Genomic DNA, 14,544 nt, shown 5'->3' with positions numbered 1-14,544 from the left:
CTCGGGAAGATCCTCGATCGGGCAAGCCGTGCCGTCCGCCAGAAGGACGGGTGTTCCCTCGGCGATGCAACTGGTACATCCGTAGCCCACGGTGTGGAACCCGGCGTACTCGAGGTCCTCCATCAGTCCTGCCTCGCGCAGATAGCGCGTCACCACCTTCGAGCCCGGCGCCATGCTGGTCTTCACGTAGGACTTCGGCTTGAGCCCGCGCTCGCGTGCCTTCCGCGCCACCAGTCCCGCCGCCACCATCACGGAGGGGTTCGAAGTGTTGGTGCACGAGGTGATCGCCGCGATCACCACGGCGCCATGCCCGAGCTTCGCACGATCGCCGTTGGTGCCCACCTCGACCGTCGCGCTCACCGCGGAGTCGGGAAGCCCGTAGCCGCGCTCCTTGACCGGCGCCATCAGCGTGCGGCGGAAGTTGCCCTTCATCTCGCGCAGCGCGACCCGGTCCTGGGGACGCTTCGGCCCTGCGAGGCTCGGCTCCACGTCGCCCAGCTCGAGCGACAGCGTGTCCGTGAAGGTCGGGTCCGGGGTCTGGCTCGTGCGGAACAGCCCCTGCTCCTTGGCATAGGCCTCCGTCCGCCGCGCGTCGGACACGCGATTGGTGCGCTCGAGATAGCGCAAAGTCTCGTCGTCGATCGGGAAGTACCCGACGGTTGCGCCGTATTCGGGCGCCATGTTGGCGATGGTGGCGCGGTCGGCGATCGTCATGCCCGCGAGGCCTGGTCCGTAGAACTCGACGAACTTGTCGACCACGCCCTTCCTGCGCAGCATCTGGGTCACGGTCAGCACCAGATCCGTCGCGGTGACGCCGTCCTTCAACTGCCCGGTCAGCTTGAAGCCCACCACCTGCGGCATCACCAGGTAGAGCGGCTGGCCGAGCATCACCGCCTCGGCCTCGATGCCGCCCACACCCCAGCCCAGCACGCCGAGCCCGTTGATCATCGTGGTGTGGGAATCGGTGCCGACCAGCGTATCGGGGAATGCCAGATCCTGATCGCTGCGCACGACGCTCGCCAGGTACTCGAGATTCACCTGGTGCACGATTCCCGTGGCCGGCGGCACCACGCGGAAGTTCGAGAACGCCTTCTGCCCCCAGCGCAGGAATTCGTAGCGCTCGCGGTTGCGCTCGAACTCGATCTCGGCATTCCGCTCGAGCGCGATCACGCTGCCGAAGACGTCCACCTGCACCGAGTGATCGATGACGAGATCGACCGGCACCAGAGGATTGATGCGTCGTGGATCGCCGCCCATGCGCTTCATGGCATCGCGCATCGCCGCCAGGTCCACCACGCAGGGCACGCCGGTGAAGTCCTGCAGGATCACCCGCGCCGGCTTGAACGGCACCTCGACCGGATCGCCGGTCGCGCCGTTCCAGGCGGCGAGGCGCTTCACGTCGTCCTCGGTGACCTGATAGTTGTCGCAGTTGCGAAGCGCCGATTCGAGCAGCACGCGAATCGAGAAGGGCAATCGCTCGAGGGAGATGCCGACTTCCTGGGCGAGGCGATCGAGACGGTGGATGCCGAAGCGTCCGGCGGGAGTCTCGAGGGTGGCGAATGCGCCGAATGGATCGCGGGCGTTCATGGCTCGTCCTTTCCGGTGACGACGGCACACAGGGCCGTCGGGAGAACGGGGGGACGCACAGGGTCCCCGTGAACGCAGCCATGATACCCCTCCCCGAGAGGGCCCGCTAGACTGCGAGTATGCGGTGCTGGGGCGGGCTCCTCGCGGCGTGCATGGTGGCCGGCTGCGCCACGGTTTCGGAGCCGCCCGTCCAGGGGCCGCCGTCTTCGCCCGAGGCCTACTCCCTGTTCGGGACGCCTCTGATCGCGGCCCCTCTGAGCGCCGACACGCGCGACACGCTCGAATCGCGGCTTGGCCGCGCGCAGGCAGAGTACGATCGCAACCCCGCAGACGCCGATGCCGCGATCTGGCTGGGGCGGCGCACCGCCTATCTCGGCCGCTTCCGCGATGCCATCGGGATCTATTCCGCGTCACTCGGCCAGCACCCCAAGGATGCGCGGCTCTACCGCCATCGAGGCCACCGCTATCTCACGCTCCGCCGCTTCGAGTCGGCGATCGCAGACCTCGACCAGGCGGCCCGACTGATCGAGGGGCAGCCGGATCAGATCGAGCCCGACGGTATTCCGAACGCGCGCAACACGCCCACCAGCACTCTCCAGTCCAACGTGTGGTATCACCTCGCTCTCGGCCAATACCTGACCGGGGACTTCGAGAAGGCGCGCCACTCTTACGAGCGCTGCCGTGAGGTGTCGAACAATCCCGACCAGCTGTGTGCGACGACTTATTGGCAGTGGCAGACGCTCGTGCGGCTGGGACGCATGGAGGAGGCGGAACGCTTGCTGCAACCCATTCGGGACGACTTCGACCTCATCGAAAACCACGACTACTTCCACTTGCTGCAGCTCTACCGCGGGCGCGTGACGGCCGACACGCTGCTGGCCTCGGCGATGCGGAGAGGCGGCACAACCTTCGCGACCGTGGGTTACGGAGTCGCGGGCTGGCACTTGGCGAGTGGCCGGCGCACCGAGGCGATCGCGGCCATGCGACAAGTCATGGCGGGCGACGCCTGGGCGGCGTTCGGCCACATCGCGGCCGAAGCGGAGCTCCATCGGCTCGGAGTCCGGCCATGACGGTCGAGGCGACCACGTTCACGCCGCCGGATCCAGAATTCGAGTCCCGCGTGCGCGCGAGCTTCGCGCGCCAGGCGGTCATGGCGACGTTGGGCGCGGAGCTGACGCGCGTCGCTCCTGGGATGGTCGAGATCGCGTTTCCCTATCGAGAGGAGCTCGCCCAGCAGCACGGGTTCCTTCACGCCGGCATCCTGGCGACCATTCTCGACAGCGCGTGCGGCTACGCCGCCTTCTCGCTGATGCCGGCGGACGCCGAGGTGCTCTCGGTGGAGTTCAAGATCAACCTGCTCGCCCCCGCCTCAGGCGACCGGTTCGCCGCCAGGGCCAGAGTGCTCCGCCCGGGGCGCAGCGTCACCGTGTGCGAGGCCGAAGGCTGGGCCATTCGAGGGGGCCAAGAGAAGCGCGTCGCGCACATGGTCGGCACCATGATGTGCGTGAGGGACAACCCGACGCTGTCGGGCTAGGGAACCCTGCCCGTGCGTAATGGTAACTCCTTACTCTCCCCGGGGAGAGCAAGGAGTTACAGACCCACTGACGCTACTGGGAGCCCGCCGCCTGCTTGATGTAGTTCTCCACCTGCTCGCGCAACACCGGCAGGGCGATCGCGCCGTTTCCCAGCACGACGTCGTGGAAGGCCTTGATGTCGAAGCGAGCGCCGAGCTTCTGCTTCGCCTCGTCACGCAGCCTGAGGATCTCGAGCTGGCCGACCTTGTACGCGAGCGCCTGCCCGGGCCAGGTGATGTAGCGATCGACCTCGTTCGCGATGTTGTTCTCGGCCAGGCAGCTGTTCTCCTTCATGTAGTCGATCGCCTGCTGCCGGGACCAGCCCATCGCGTGAAGCCCGGTGTCCACCACCAGGCGGCACGAGCGCCATGCGTCGTACGACAACATGCCGAGCCGGTCCACGTCGCTCGAATAGAGGCCCATCTCGTCGGCCAGACGCTCCGAATAGAGTCCCCAGCCTTCGACGAACGCGGTCACGCCCTGATGCTTGCGGAACTCGGGCACGCGGGTCAGCTCCTGAGCCACCGCGATCTGCAGGTGATGGCCCGGGACGGATTCGTGGAACGCGAGCGCTTCGGCTTCGTATCGTGGCCGCGTCTCGGGCATGTAGGTGTTGATCATGTACTGCCCGGGGCGCTTGCCGTCGGCCGAGGGCTGGCGGTAATAGGCGATGGTCGAATACGGCGCTTCGTGCATGCCCATCACTTTCACGTTGCAGGCCGTCTTGGGCTTCACGGCTCCGAACCACTTGGGCATCGCCGCCTGCGCTCTCGCCAGCGTCTCCCGGGCCTTGCTCTCCACCTCCTCGGCGGTCGAGAAGTGCATCTCCGGATCGGTGCGCAGCTTGTTCTCGATCTCGCGCACGTCTGAGGTCCCGAGCGTCTTGGAGCCGAGCGCACTGAGATCCTGACGGAACTTCGCCACCTGCTGGAGCCCGAGCTGATGCAGCTCTTCCGGAGTCATGTCGAGCGAGGTGTGCACTCGGATCATCTTGCGGTAGCACTCCACGCCGCCGGGCAGCGCCGCCAATCCGGCTTTCTCCGGCGCGCGGGCGACCGGCAGCACGTCGCGCTTCAGGAAGTCGCGGTAGCGGACGAGAGCGGGCACGACGGTGTCGGTCACCGCGGCGCGCAGCTCGCGGGCGAAACGCTGCTTCTGCTCCGCCGGCCACTTGGGATGCGCCGCGCGGGCCGGGGCGAGCAGCGCCAGGCTTTCGACCGGCCCGGAGACCAGTTTGTCGATCTGATCGATCGTCTTCTCCACCGCGCTCCGGCTCGCGACCTTGCCCTGACCGAGGCCGAGACGCAGGTTCGCGATGTGGTCGTCGAAGTAGCGGCCCATGCGCCGGCAACGCTTCACGAATTTGTCGCCCTGGGCCGGCGTGTTGAGCGCGGTGTAATCGGGCAGGTTCATGATATCCACCTGCGGCCCGCCGAGCGGATCCACGACCCATTGCTCCATGCGGCACGAGGAAGCCGCGAGCTCGTCCTCGATCTCCTCGATCAGCGCCGCGCGCGTCAGCTGGTCCGCGGCGTTGAGAGCCTTGGGATCGATGGCGCGTGCGCGGGCGAGGACCGACTCGAGACGCGCTTCGTCCCGCTCGATCCCCGCGGGGGTGATGTCGCTCAGCTGGTCGTCGTAGCGGTCGTCTCCGATCGAGGTCGCGGCCACCGGGTTGGCGCGGAGGTGTCCCTGCCAGTAGTCGTCACACAGTTTTGCGAGGTCCTGCGCGGGTGCGGCATGGGCGGTGCCGGTCATCGAAACCGCCAGGAGGGCGAGCGCGAACGCGCGAACGTGCTTCGACATGGGGGGCACTCCGTATGGCCACGAGGTCTGGGAGCGTGCTTCACCGGCGGAGGCGGAAGACTAGCACAGCTCATGCGGCGCTCCGCGCGCTCGATCGCGAGCGCAAGCGCAACAGCACCCATCCCCCACCGAGCACGACCGCGCCAATGACGAACCACTGAATGGCGTAGGCCAGGTGCATCCCGGTATCGAACTCAGGCGGCGCGCTGCGCCGCGGCCTCGAGGGGACGCCTTCACCCGGAGTCTGTCTCACCACGAATGGCGCGACCGGGCCGAGCCGCGCGGCCACGCTGTCGGCATCGAGCCCCCGGGTGGAAAAGAGAGTCACCGAGTCGCTCTCGAGCCGGCGCACTCCGAAGCGGCCGTGAACGAAGGGTTCGGCGACGCCGACGACTTCGACCTCCCCCGGCTCGGAGAAGTCCTGAGGCCTCGCGCTCACCCCATCGTCCGCCGGCAGCCATCCGCGATTGACCAGCACGGGCCGGCCTCCATTCGGAACCAGCGGGGTCACCACCTCGACTCCCGTCGTGCCGTCATGCTCGCGATACGCCAGCAGCACGTGTCGCGTGGAGTCGTACCGGCCGTGGAGCGCGATGCGGCGCCCCGAGAGATCGGACATCGAAGCCGTTCCATCCCAGAGCACCGGAGGCTCCGCGAGCCGTGCGGCGCGCTCGGCATTGAGACGCTGCTTCTGCTGGTAGCGCGACAGCTGCCAGATGCCGAGACGGACGCAGATCGCCGCGGCCACGAGAATGGCCAGCGCGAGAACCACGTTTCCCCGGCGCACGCGGCGCCCGCGCTCAGGAGGCCGGTTTCGGAGCCGGCGGTGGAAGCTCGCGAGCGACCACGATCGAGTCGAAGCCGCAGGTCTTGTGCGCGCTGTCGCAGAATGGCTTGGTCTGCGACTGGCCGCATCGGCACAGGCTGACTCGCGTGCGGCCGGCGAGGCCGAAGACGCGGCCCTCCTGGTCGGCGATCTCGAAATCGCCTTCGACCCGCAGCGAGCCGTTGTTCATCACGGTGATCCGAGTGGCCGCCATGGGCTCCTCCCATCCACGTCGTGAACGAAGGGAGGCACTCTATCAGCCGCGACGAGGCGCCGCGAGTCGAGCGGCGCCCGAGCGCTGGCGGGGCGCCCTACGCGGAAACCGTCGCGCGGGGCTGCCGGCGCATCCAGCGCCACAGGAGCCAGGCGATGAGCGCCAAGGGGATGAACGGGATCAGGAAGATCGACATGCCGATCCCGAAGATCAGGAGGCCGAGGGCTCCGAACAGCAGAATGAATGGAACGGCGAAGAGGAGGCCGAGACCTTTGAACACCCAGCCGAGGAGTTGAAACGGCAGAACCACCAGCCATACCAGCGCACAGAACCCGGCAAGGAAGAGTCCCACGACGGCCAGGCTCACCACGGTGACGAACCCCGCAACCATCGTCTCGATCACTTCGCGTCTCCTCCTGACGGGATCCAGGGAAGGCCCGTCCCTCGACAGCATCCTTACGTCGTGAGGGTTCCGGGGGTTGCGACCCGGCGGCGCCGCCGCCGGCGACCCGCCTCGGATGCCGCTAAGTGCTTGTCAGTGAATGATGAACCGCCAGACGATCCCGACGATGGCGGCGCCGAGCAGGACCGGCAGCGGATGAAGCCTCCAGCGCCGCAGGAGCATCAGCGTCGTCACGCTGATGAAGGCGCCCATCCAGTCCTGGATCCCGTGCCGCGCCATGGCCACGGCGGCGGCGAACATGAGTCCCACGACCGCCGGCTGGATGCCGTTCAGGAACGCCTGAACCGCAGGGCTTCCCCGCAGGCGGCGGACGGAGGTTCCCACCGCGAGGGCCAGCAGCCACGCGGGCGCGAACACCGAGAACGTGGCGACCAGCGCGCCCATCACGCCCGCCATGCGGCTGCCGACGAAAGTGGCGGTGATCATCACGGGTCCCGGCGTCACCTGTCCGAGCGCCACCGCATCCGCGAACTCGCTCGGGCTGAGCCAGCGGTGGACTTGCACCAGCTCCAGCTCGAGCAGCGGGATCATCACGAAGCCACCGCCGAAGGTGACGGCGCCGGCGCGGAGGAAGACGGTTGCCAGAGGCCCGAGAGAAGACAGGCGATCGATGGCCGGTACGAACGGGAGCGCGAACAGGATCCATGGCGACACGGAGAGCAGGTCGTCCTCGCCCGGATCGTGGAGTCTTCGCCACCACGGGACCTGAATGGCCCGCGCGCCGAAGCGTGCGGCCTGCGCCACGCGGCGGCGGAACCATCGCCAGCGATTCTCGAACACGGTGGACGGATCGGGCAGACCCCGGACCGTCGTGCGCACCACGCCCAACAATCCGGCCACCAGGATGACCTCGACGACACCGATGCCGGCCCAGGCGACCGCCAGACCGGCAAGTGCCGCGGTCGCGAGATCCCAGCGCTGCCGCCACAGGGCCTGCCAGCCGCGCGGTCCTTCGGCGCCCATCTCGAGCCGAGAACCGAGTCGCACCGCGGTGAGGAACACGAGCGCGGCGACCGCGGGATCGAGACCCCGGAAGATGCCGTCCACCGCCGCGACATCGCGAAAGCGCGGATACAGCAGCGCCGCGATCATGAGCATGAGGAACGACGGCAGCACGAAACCGGCGGCGCCGGCGACGGCCGCGGGCACGCCGCCGAGGTCGTAGCCGATCAGGGCGAGCGTGTTCGCGCCCGCCGCGCCCGGAAGGCCCTGGGCGATGGCGGCGGTCTCGAGGAACTTGCGGATCGGCACCAGACGCCGGCGCTGCACGAGCCGCTGCTCGATCTGGGACAGGACCGCGAGCCCGCCCCCGAAGCCGGTGAGCCCCAGGACCAGGGACTCCTTGAAGAACCCCCGGGTCGTGATCGTGGCGGCGCGAGGGACGGAGGCGGCTCCCGGGCCGCCCGCCAGAAACGCCGGCTCCGCGCCGCGCAGGGCGAGAAGGGTGCAGACCAGCACCACGGAGACGAACGCCCACGCATAGACGCCGTCAGGGCTACCCAGATCCAGCCACGCCAGGACGAGCGTCGCGGCGAGGAGCAGGAACAGGGTCCAACGCCTTCGGAGAGTCGGCGGCATGGCTGGACGCAGTGTAGGCACCGACCTCGTTGCGGCGCCAAGCGGCCGAGTCCCTCGGAATTGACCGGTCGGAGACACTGCCGCGGCGGGTCGGGCCGATCTTACCCGCATGCGACGCCAGGCGGCATGGCGGTGGCACGCAGGGCCGATCATGATCGGGCTCTCGTTGTGGATGGCGCTTCCCGCCTTCCAGTGGTGCTCGACGACCGCGCTCTGTCGAGCAGGTATGGGAATGGAGTGCGAAGCGGCATCGAACGACTCCGCCCTGTCTCCCTGTCCTCTCGATGGCGAGTGTCCAGTCTCCGGCTCGGGTGACTCCGGTCTGTGGTGCGTGGGCCCTCATGCCGATGGGTTGGCGCCACGCGAGATCATCGCGCCGCCTTTGGACGTCGCGATGCCGTTCGAGGCGCCGGCCGATCCCGCGCCGCCCGCTCCTTTGATCTCACGCATCCGGCCCGAGTCGCGTGCGGGGCTCTGCCCGGGTGTGAACGCCCCTCATGCACCGCCGATGACGCGGGCGCCTCCTGTCGCTCCGCTCGATCTCGCGAAGCTCGCCTGACACGAACCTCGTGTCACGACAGGTTTCTTTTCACGAGAGGAGAATCGTCATGAAGCGCATCATCGGCATGCTGGTCCTGATGGCCGCGCTGTCCTCGGTCGCGCTGGCGGTCACGGGCGATACGGCGGCGCGTCAGAAGGACTGTCCGGCTTCGGGCATCTGCCCGATGCCGTGCGGCGGCCGTTAGTAGACCTCACCGGCCCTCGAGGTCGGTGAGCCGCGGCGGCGCGGGGGGACTCCCCCGCGCCGCTTGCGCGCCGGGGCGCGCATGACGCATCTTTCGCCGCTTCGGAACCTCGCTCCTCCCCTTTCCACGGAATCCCATGCCCGACTTCATCTACACCATGAAGGACCTCCGCAAGGTGGTCCCCCCCAAGCGCGAGATCCTGAAGGGCATCTGGTTGTCCTTCTACGACGGCGCCAAGATCGGAGTGCTGGGGTTGAACGGCGCGGGCAAGAGCTCGCTGCTTCGCATCATGGCCGGTGTCGACCAGGACTTCCTCGGCGAAGCATTTCTCGGCAAGGGCTACACCGTCGGGCTTCTCGAGCAGGAGCCCCGGCTCGACGCGAAGAAGAACGTGCTCGAGAACGTCCAGGATGGCGTGGCCGACAAGGTCCGGGTGGTCGAGCGCTGGAACCAGATCAGCGCCCGCTTCGCCGAGCCGATGAGCGACGACGAGATGACGGCCCTGCTCGAGGAGCAGGCCAAGGTCCAGGACAAGATGGACGCCGGCAATCTCTGGGAGCTCGACCGGCAGCTCGAAATCGCGATGGACGCGCTGCGCTGTCCTTCGCCCGATGCGGATGTGTCGAAGATCTCCGGCGGTGAGCGCCGCCGCGTCGCGCTCTGTCGACTGCTGCTGTCCAAGCCCGATCTGCTGCTGCTCGACGAGCCCACCAACCATCTCGACGCCGAGTCGGTGGCGTGGCTCGAGCGCTTCCTCAAGGAGTACGCGGGCACGGTGGTGGCCGTCACCCACGACCGCTACTTCCTCGACAACGTGGCCGGATGGATCCTCGAGCTCGATCGGGGCTCCGGCATTCCCTGGGAAGGCAACTACTCATCCTGGCTCGAGCAGAAGAAGACGCGGCTCGCCCACGAGGAAAAGGCCGAGAGCGCGCGCCAGAGAACGCTGGACCGTGAGCTCGAATGGGTGCGCATGGCACCCCGCGCGCGCCAGGCCAAGGGCAAGGCGCGACTCACGGCCTACGAGAAGCTGCTCGCCGAGGAAGGACGCGAGAAGATCGAGAACATCGAGATCTACATCCCTCCCGGGCCGCGGCTCGGGAACGTGGTCATCGAGGCCGAAGGCGTGCGCAAGGGCTACGGCGACAACCTGCTGATCGAAGACCTGTCCTTCAAGCTTCCGCCCGCCGGCATCATCGGCGTGATCGGGCCGAATGGCGCCGGCAAGACCACTCTCTTCCGCATGATCACCGGTCAGGAAGCGCCCGACGCCGGGTCGCTCCGGATCGGTGAGACCGTGCAGCTCGCCTACGTGGATCAGAGCCGCGACCAGCTTCCGGGTGACGCCAACGTCTGGGAAGCGATCAGCGGCGGCGAAGACACCATCACGCTCGGCAAGCGCACGGTGAACTCGCGCTCTTACGTGGCGGGTTTCAACTTCAAGGGCGCGGACCAGCAGAAGCGGGTCAAGGACCTCTCGGGCGGCGAGCGCAACCGCGTCCATCTGGCGCGAATGCTCAAGTCCGGGGCGAACGTGCTGCTCCTCGACGAGCCGACCAACGATCTCGACGTCGATACCCTGCGCGCGCTCGAGGACGCGCTGCTCGAGTTCGCGGGCTGCGTGGTGGTGATCTCACACGACCGCTGGTTCCTCGATCGCATCGCCACCCACATGCTGGCGTTCGAAGGCGATTCGCAGGTCCGCTTCTTCGAAGGCAACTTCCAGGCGTACGAGGCGGAGCGCAAGCGCGAGCTGGGCGCGGACGCGGATCAGCCGCATCGCATCCGCTACAAGAAGCTCGTCCATCACTAGCTTCTGAAGGCCGCTCCGGGAGCGACCGTGCGAAATTCGCATCGCGACGCGGAGATCGTGCGATTCGCAGTGTCTCGGCGCGACGCGGGCCGGTCGTTTCTTGTCATGCCGCGGCCCGCTCTTCTACCATCGTCAGCCCGGCCGCGCCCAGACCATCCGTGAAACCAACTTTCTCCATCTTCTCTCGGCCCGGCATCTTCGCCGTGACATGGGTGGTGGCCTCTTCGATCGTGGCCATCCCCGTCGCCGGCGCCCAACCCGTTCGCCTGACGCTTCGCCAGGCGCTCGACATGGCGCGTGGGCAGTCGCCGAGCGCGATGACGGCGCTGCACCGTTACCGGGCCAGCTACTGGCAGTACGTGACGTTCAAGGCCGACTATCGGCCGAGCTTCGACCTCAGCTCGACCCCGGTGCAGTGGGAGCGCACGATCGAGCTCCAGACCCTGCCCGACGGGACCGATGCCTTCGTGCCGCGCAGCCAGGCGAATTCCTCGGGCACGCTCGCGCTCAGCAAGGTCGTGACGCTGACGGGAGGCCGTATCTCGCTGCGCTCGAGTCTCGAGCGCACTCGCGAGATCGAGGGCGCCGGACCGAGCGCGTACTCCGCGACCCCGATCCAGCTCGCCTACGATCAACAGTTGTTCGCCTACAACTCGTACAAGTGGGGATTGCGCATCGAGCCCAAGCGTTTCGCCGAAGCGCGGCAAATGGCGGTCGAGGACCTGGAGACCGTCTCGGCAACGACCATCGGTTACTTCTTCGACCTGCTTTCGTCGCAAGCTTCATTGCGTGATGCGCTCACGGAGCGCGCACGGGCCGAGACGCTGGTGGCGGTCGTGCGCAGGCGCTTCGACGCCGGCAAGGTGCCCGAGAACGACATGCTCCAGGCGGAGCTCACCAACCTGAACTCCGATCTTCGCCTCACGCGCGCACGTGTGGACCACGAGAGCCGGCAGCAGCGGCTCGGAAACTATCTGGGCGTCGGGGACCACCGCTCCTTCGAGCTCGTCCCCGCGACCGACGTGCCGGAGCCCACGGTGGACCTGCCGACCGCGATCGCGGAAGCGCGCCGCAACCGGCCCACGGCCATGGCCTGGTCACGCCGGCTGATCGAGGCCGACCGCTCGGTGGCCCAGGCCCGTTCCCAGGGAGGCAGCACCTGGCTGCATGCGAGCTACGGCCTCTCCAACACCACCGACGACTTCTCGAATCTCTATCGCGAGCAGCGCACGGACCAGCAGGCGCTCTTCTCGCTGTCGTTTCCGATCATCGACTGGGGGCGCAGCCGGGCGCGCGTCGCGGTCGCCGAATCCCAGCGCGAGGTCACGAAACGCGACGTCGAGCAGGCGCAGATCGACTTCGAACGCGACATCTTCTTCAAGGTGACCCAATTCCAGATCCAATCGAAGCAGCTGCACCTGTCGTTTCGCGCCGACTCGATCGCGGACCGGCGCTACCGGAAGCTGCGGGAGCGCTACCTCGGCGGTGAAGGGGACCTGAACTCGGTCAACATCGCGTTGAACGAGAAGGAGAGCGCCCGGCGCGGATACCTCGACGCGCTTCGCTCCTATTGGTCGGCCTATTACGACCTGCGGCGCGGGACGCTCTACGACTTCGAGCGGCGCCAGGCCATCCCTCCGCCCAAAGTCTCGTTCTGAGATTTTCGCGCACTGCTCGCCCACTGGCTGCTCTTTGCAAGCGGCTGACACGCGTGGATGACGGCGGCCGGACAATCCCGCGACCGCCGGGATGACTCAAGCTGGTCGCTCATGGAGGCTCCCATGCGTCGTCCTTTCCTGTCCGCCCTCTTGTTCCTGACTCTGTTCCTGGCGGCGATCGCTGTGGCGTCGGATACGCTGGTGCGTGATCGCTCACAGACCGGCAGCAGCGGCGGCTGCGCGGCGTCGTGCCCGCGAACGACGACGGCCTCGAAGCCGACGCTGGTCCACATCGGCGAGCGTCACGGCAATCCGACCGTCGTCCCTCACGCCTTCGTGTACTGAGCCCCTAGGACCGTCAATCAAATCGGCCCGGCCGGGAACCCCGGCCGGGCCGTGCTGCTTTGCGTGCGGTCCTTCGCGTGCGTCAGTTGCCCGAGGAGAGGCCCCACTTGAAGTTGAGACCCACCGAGAAGAAGTTCACGTCCGAGCCGAGATCTTCCTCGGCCGGAACGATGTGGTACGCACCCGAGACGCCCCAACGCGTGTTGCCGGTGCCGGCGAAGTCCATTCCGCCGCCGAAGTTGAAGCCCAGCTTGGACTCGGAGGTGTCATCGTCACCCATCGGGCTGCTCAGCTTGGCCGACAGGTTGTAGAGACCCAAGCCCGCCTGAGCGAACGGCTTCACGTTGCTCTGGGTCGGGATCATCATCACGCCGTGCACGTCCGCCTGGATGGCGCTCCACGAAATCTCGGAGCCGGGACCGAAAGCCGCTTCCATCGCAGCGTTCAGATCATCCGAGCCGCCCCAAGCGTGGTACGACAGATCCGCTCCGATGCCCCACGCGTCGTTCATCATGTGGGTACCCGTGGCGCCCACGTGCCAGCCCATTGCGGCGGCATCGCCATAGTCCCCGGTGGGGATTCCGGCGCCGCCGGAGAAACCAATCCAGTTCGAGCCGGCATGGGCCGCACCGACGCTCAGCGCCGAGAGAGCCACGCCAAGAACCACTGCCTTGAACTTCATGGAGTCCTCCTCTTGGGAAAACCTCTTACGGCCTGGGGTCCAGACCCGTGGAAGGGTTGGCCCCTAGGTTCTCGGCGCTCAGGGCCCCGACCTTGAGAGATTTGACGGGCTCGTGGACGGCTCCCTATCCTGGCCTCGTGCCACTGGTCCAGATCGGGGAAGGCAAGCCTCTAAGTAGCCGTCGCACAGCGACTTGCTACATTGGCCGAGTGCCGGTCGGCGGCGGCCATCCAGTGGTCGTCCAGTCGATGACCAACACCGATACCGAGGACGCGTCGAGCACCGCCGAGCAGGTCGAGCTGCTGGCCGAGGCGGGGTCCGAGCTGGTGCGGATCACCGTCAACACCAGAGCGGCGGCGGCCGCCGTCCCGGAGATTCGCCGCCGCCTCGGCGAACGCGGCGTGACCGTTCCGCTCGTCGGCGATTTCCATTACAACGGCCACCTCCTGCTCACCGAATACCCGGAATGCGCCCGGGCGCTCGACAAGTACCGGATCAATCCAGGCAACGTGGGCGTCGGCGAGAAGCACGACGAGAACTTCCGCCGCATGATCGAAGTCGCGGTCGGACACGGGAAGCCGGTGAGGATCGGCGTCAATTGGGGATCGCTCGATCGAGCCCTGCTCACCCGGATGATGGACGAGAACGCGCGTCGCGCCGAGCCGCTCGCCGACCGCGATGTCGTGCTCGAGGCGATGCGCGAGAGCGCCTTGCGCTCGGCGGAGCTGGCCGAGAGGTTCGGACAGCCGCACGACGCCATCATCCTGTCGGCCAAGGTCAGCGACGTCCGCGATCTGATCCAGGTCTATCGCGGGCTCGCGAAGGCCTGCGACTACCCCCTCCACCTCGGTCTCACCGAGGCGGGTCTGGGGATGAAGGGGATCGTGGCCTCGACCGCGGCGCTCTCGGTGCTGCTTTGCGAAGGGATTGGCGACACCATTCGCGTGAGCCTCACGCCGGAGCCTGGCGGCGACCGTGCGGACGAAGTGCGGGTCTGCCAGCAGGTGCTCCAGTCCCTGGGACTGCGTCACTTCACGCCGCAGGTCTCCTCTTGCCCGGGATGCGGACGCACCACCAGCACGTTCTTCCAGGAGCTGGCCGCCGAAGTCACGGGCCATATCCAGAAGCGGCTGGCCGTCTGGCGCGAGCGGCATCCGGGCGTGGAGCAGCTCCGCATCGCCGTCATGGGCTGCGTGGTGAACGGGCCGGGCGAGAGCAAGCACGCGGACATCGGGATCTCGCTGCCGGGCAC

The 14,544-nt window shown here is 67.5% G+C and carries 16 protein-coding genes; 8 read left to right on the top strand and 8 right to left on the bottom strand.

What is annotated here, in order from left to right; translation table 11 throughout:
• Positions 1 to 1,587, bottom strand: a 1,587-nt coding sequence (acnA, locus tag VFQ05_11010) for an aconitate hydratase AcnA (protein HET9327296.1), incomplete at its 3' end; no start/stop codon positions are given.
• 152 nt (positions 1,588 to 1,739) lie between these two features.
• Here acnA and VFQ05_11005 point away from each other — a divergent pair.
• Together VFQ05_11005 and VFQ05_11000 are read left to right on the top strand one after the other, a co-directional pair.
• The gene (locus VFQ05_11005) at positions 1,740 to 2,657 is read left to right on the top strand and encodes a tetratricopeptide repeat protein (protein ID HET9327295.1); all 918 of its coding nucleotides are present in this window, start codon (positions 1,740 to 1,742) and stop codon (positions 2,655 to 2,657) included.
• The gene (locus VFQ05_11000; GenBank protein ID HET9327294.1) at positions 2,654 to 3,121 is read left to right on the top strand and encodes a PaaI family thioesterase; all 468 of its coding nucleotides are present in this window, start codon (positions 2,654 to 2,656) and stop codon (positions 3,119 to 3,121) included. Before VFQ05_11005 ends, VFQ05_11000 begins: the two co-directional genes overlap by 4 nt.
• A gap of 73 nt (positions 3,122 to 3,194) precedes the next feature.
• Here VFQ05_11000 and VFQ05_10995 read toward each other — a convergent pair whose 3' ends face one another.
• The 5 genes from VFQ05_10995 to chrA form a co-directional block, all read right to left on the bottom strand.
• Positions 3,195 to 4,967, bottom strand: a complete 1,773-nt coding sequence (locus VFQ05_10995) for a DUF885 domain-containing protein (protein ID HET9327293.1) — start codon at positions 4,965 to 4,967, stop codon at positions 3,195 to 3,197.
• Positions 4,968 to 5,037: 70 nt separating this feature from the next.
• Complete coding sequence (locus VFQ05_10990) at positions 5,038 to 5,754, bottom strand: SURF1 family protein (GenBank protein ID HET9327292.1); 717 nt, start codon at positions 5,752 to 5,754, stop codon at positions 5,038 to 5,040.
• A gap of 13 nt (positions 5,755 to 5,767) precedes the next feature.
• On the bottom strand, positions 5,768 to 6,007 hold the full coding sequence (locus VFQ05_10985) for a CDGSH iron-sulfur domain-containing protein (protein HET9327291.1): 240 nt from the start codon (positions 6,005 to 6,007) through the stop codon (positions 5,768 to 5,770).
• A 97-nt stretch (positions 6,008 to 6,104) separates the two neighbouring features.
• A complete protein-coding gene (locus tag VFQ05_10980; GenBank protein ID HET9327290.1) occupies positions 6,105 to 6,410 on the bottom strand; it encodes a hypothetical protein in 306 nt (101 codons plus the stop codon).
• 132 nt (positions 6,411 to 6,542) lie between these two features.
• A complete protein-coding gene (gene chrA, locus VFQ05_10975; GenBank protein HET9327289.1) occupies positions 6,543 to 8,048 on the bottom strand; it encodes a chromate efflux transporter in 1,506 nt (501 codons plus the stop codon).
• Between the two features lie 109 nt (positions 8,049 to 8,157).
• Between chrA and VFQ05_10970 the strand changes: the two genes are divergently transcribed.
• The 3 genes from VFQ05_10970 to ettA all read left to right on the top strand — a co-directional run bounded on the left by VFQ05_10970 (position 8,158) and on the right by ettA (position 10,607).
• A complete protein-coding gene (locus tag VFQ05_10970; GenBank protein ID HET9327288.1) occupies positions 8,158 to 8,607 on the top strand; it encodes a hypothetical protein in 450 nt (149 codons plus the stop codon).
• A 49-nt stretch (positions 8,608 to 8,656) separates the two neighbouring features.
• Entirely contained in the window at positions 8,657 to 8,794 is a 138-nt protein-coding gene (locus VFQ05_10965) for a hypothetical protein (GenBank protein ID HET9327287.1), read from the top strand.
• Positions 8,795 to 8,930: 136 nt separating this feature from the next.
• Positions 8,931 to 10,607, top strand: a complete 1,677-nt coding sequence (gene ettA, locus VFQ05_10960; protein HET9327286.1) for an energy-dependent translational throttle protein EttA — start codon at positions 8,931 to 8,933, stop codon at positions 10,605 to 10,607.
• Between the two features lie 103 nt (positions 10,608 to 10,710).
• Here ettA and VFQ05_10955 read toward each other — a convergent pair whose 3' ends face one another.
• Positions 10,711 to 10,845 carry a hypothetical protein gene (locus VFQ05_10955; GenBank protein HET9327285.1) on the bottom strand — a complete coding sequence of 45 codons (135 nt, stop codon included), beginning with the start codon at positions 10,843 to 10,845 and terminating at the stop codon, positions 10,711 to 10,713.
• On the opposite strand from VFQ05_10955, the gene VFQ05_10950 reads away from it, so the two are divergent.
• Positions 10,838 to 12,265, top strand: a complete 1,428-nt coding sequence (locus VFQ05_10950; GenBank protein HET9327284.1) for a TolC family protein — start codon at positions 10,838 to 10,840, stop codon at positions 12,263 to 12,265. The genes VFQ05_10955 and VFQ05_10950 overlap by 8 nt on opposite strands.
• Before the next feature lie 123 nt (positions 12,266 to 12,388).
• Positions 12,389 to 12,610: a hypothetical protein gene (locus VFQ05_10945; GenBank protein HET9327283.1), complete on the top strand. Its 222-nt coding sequence runs from the start codon at positions 12,389 to 12,391 to the stop codon at positions 12,608 to 12,610.
• 82 nt (positions 12,611 to 12,692) lie between these two features.
• Here the strand turns inward: VFQ05_10945 and VFQ05_10940 are convergent, their stop codons facing one another.
• On the bottom strand, positions 12,693 to 13,292 hold the full coding sequence (locus VFQ05_10940; GenBank protein HET9327282.1) for an outer membrane beta-barrel protein: 600 nt from the start codon (positions 13,290 to 13,292) through the stop codon (positions 12,693 to 12,695).
• A gap of 143 nt (positions 13,293 to 13,435) precedes the next feature.
• Here VFQ05_10940 and ispG point away from each other — a divergent pair.
• Positions 13,436 to 14,544: flavodoxin-dependent (E)-4-hydroxy-3-methylbut-2-enyl-diphosphate synthase (ispG, locus tag VFQ05_10935; GenBank protein HET9327281.1), on the top strand; the 1,109-nt coding region annotated here is incomplete at its 3' end.

This window comes from Candidatus Eisenbacteria bacterium (genome assembly GCA_035712145.1).
Lineage (GTDB): Bacteria > Eisenbacteria > RBG-16-71-46 > RBG-16-71-46 > RBG-16-71-46 > DASTBI01.
The sequence above is the reverse complement of the archived record's forward strand: the minus strand, read 5'-3'. Positions and strand labels throughout refer to the sequence as shown.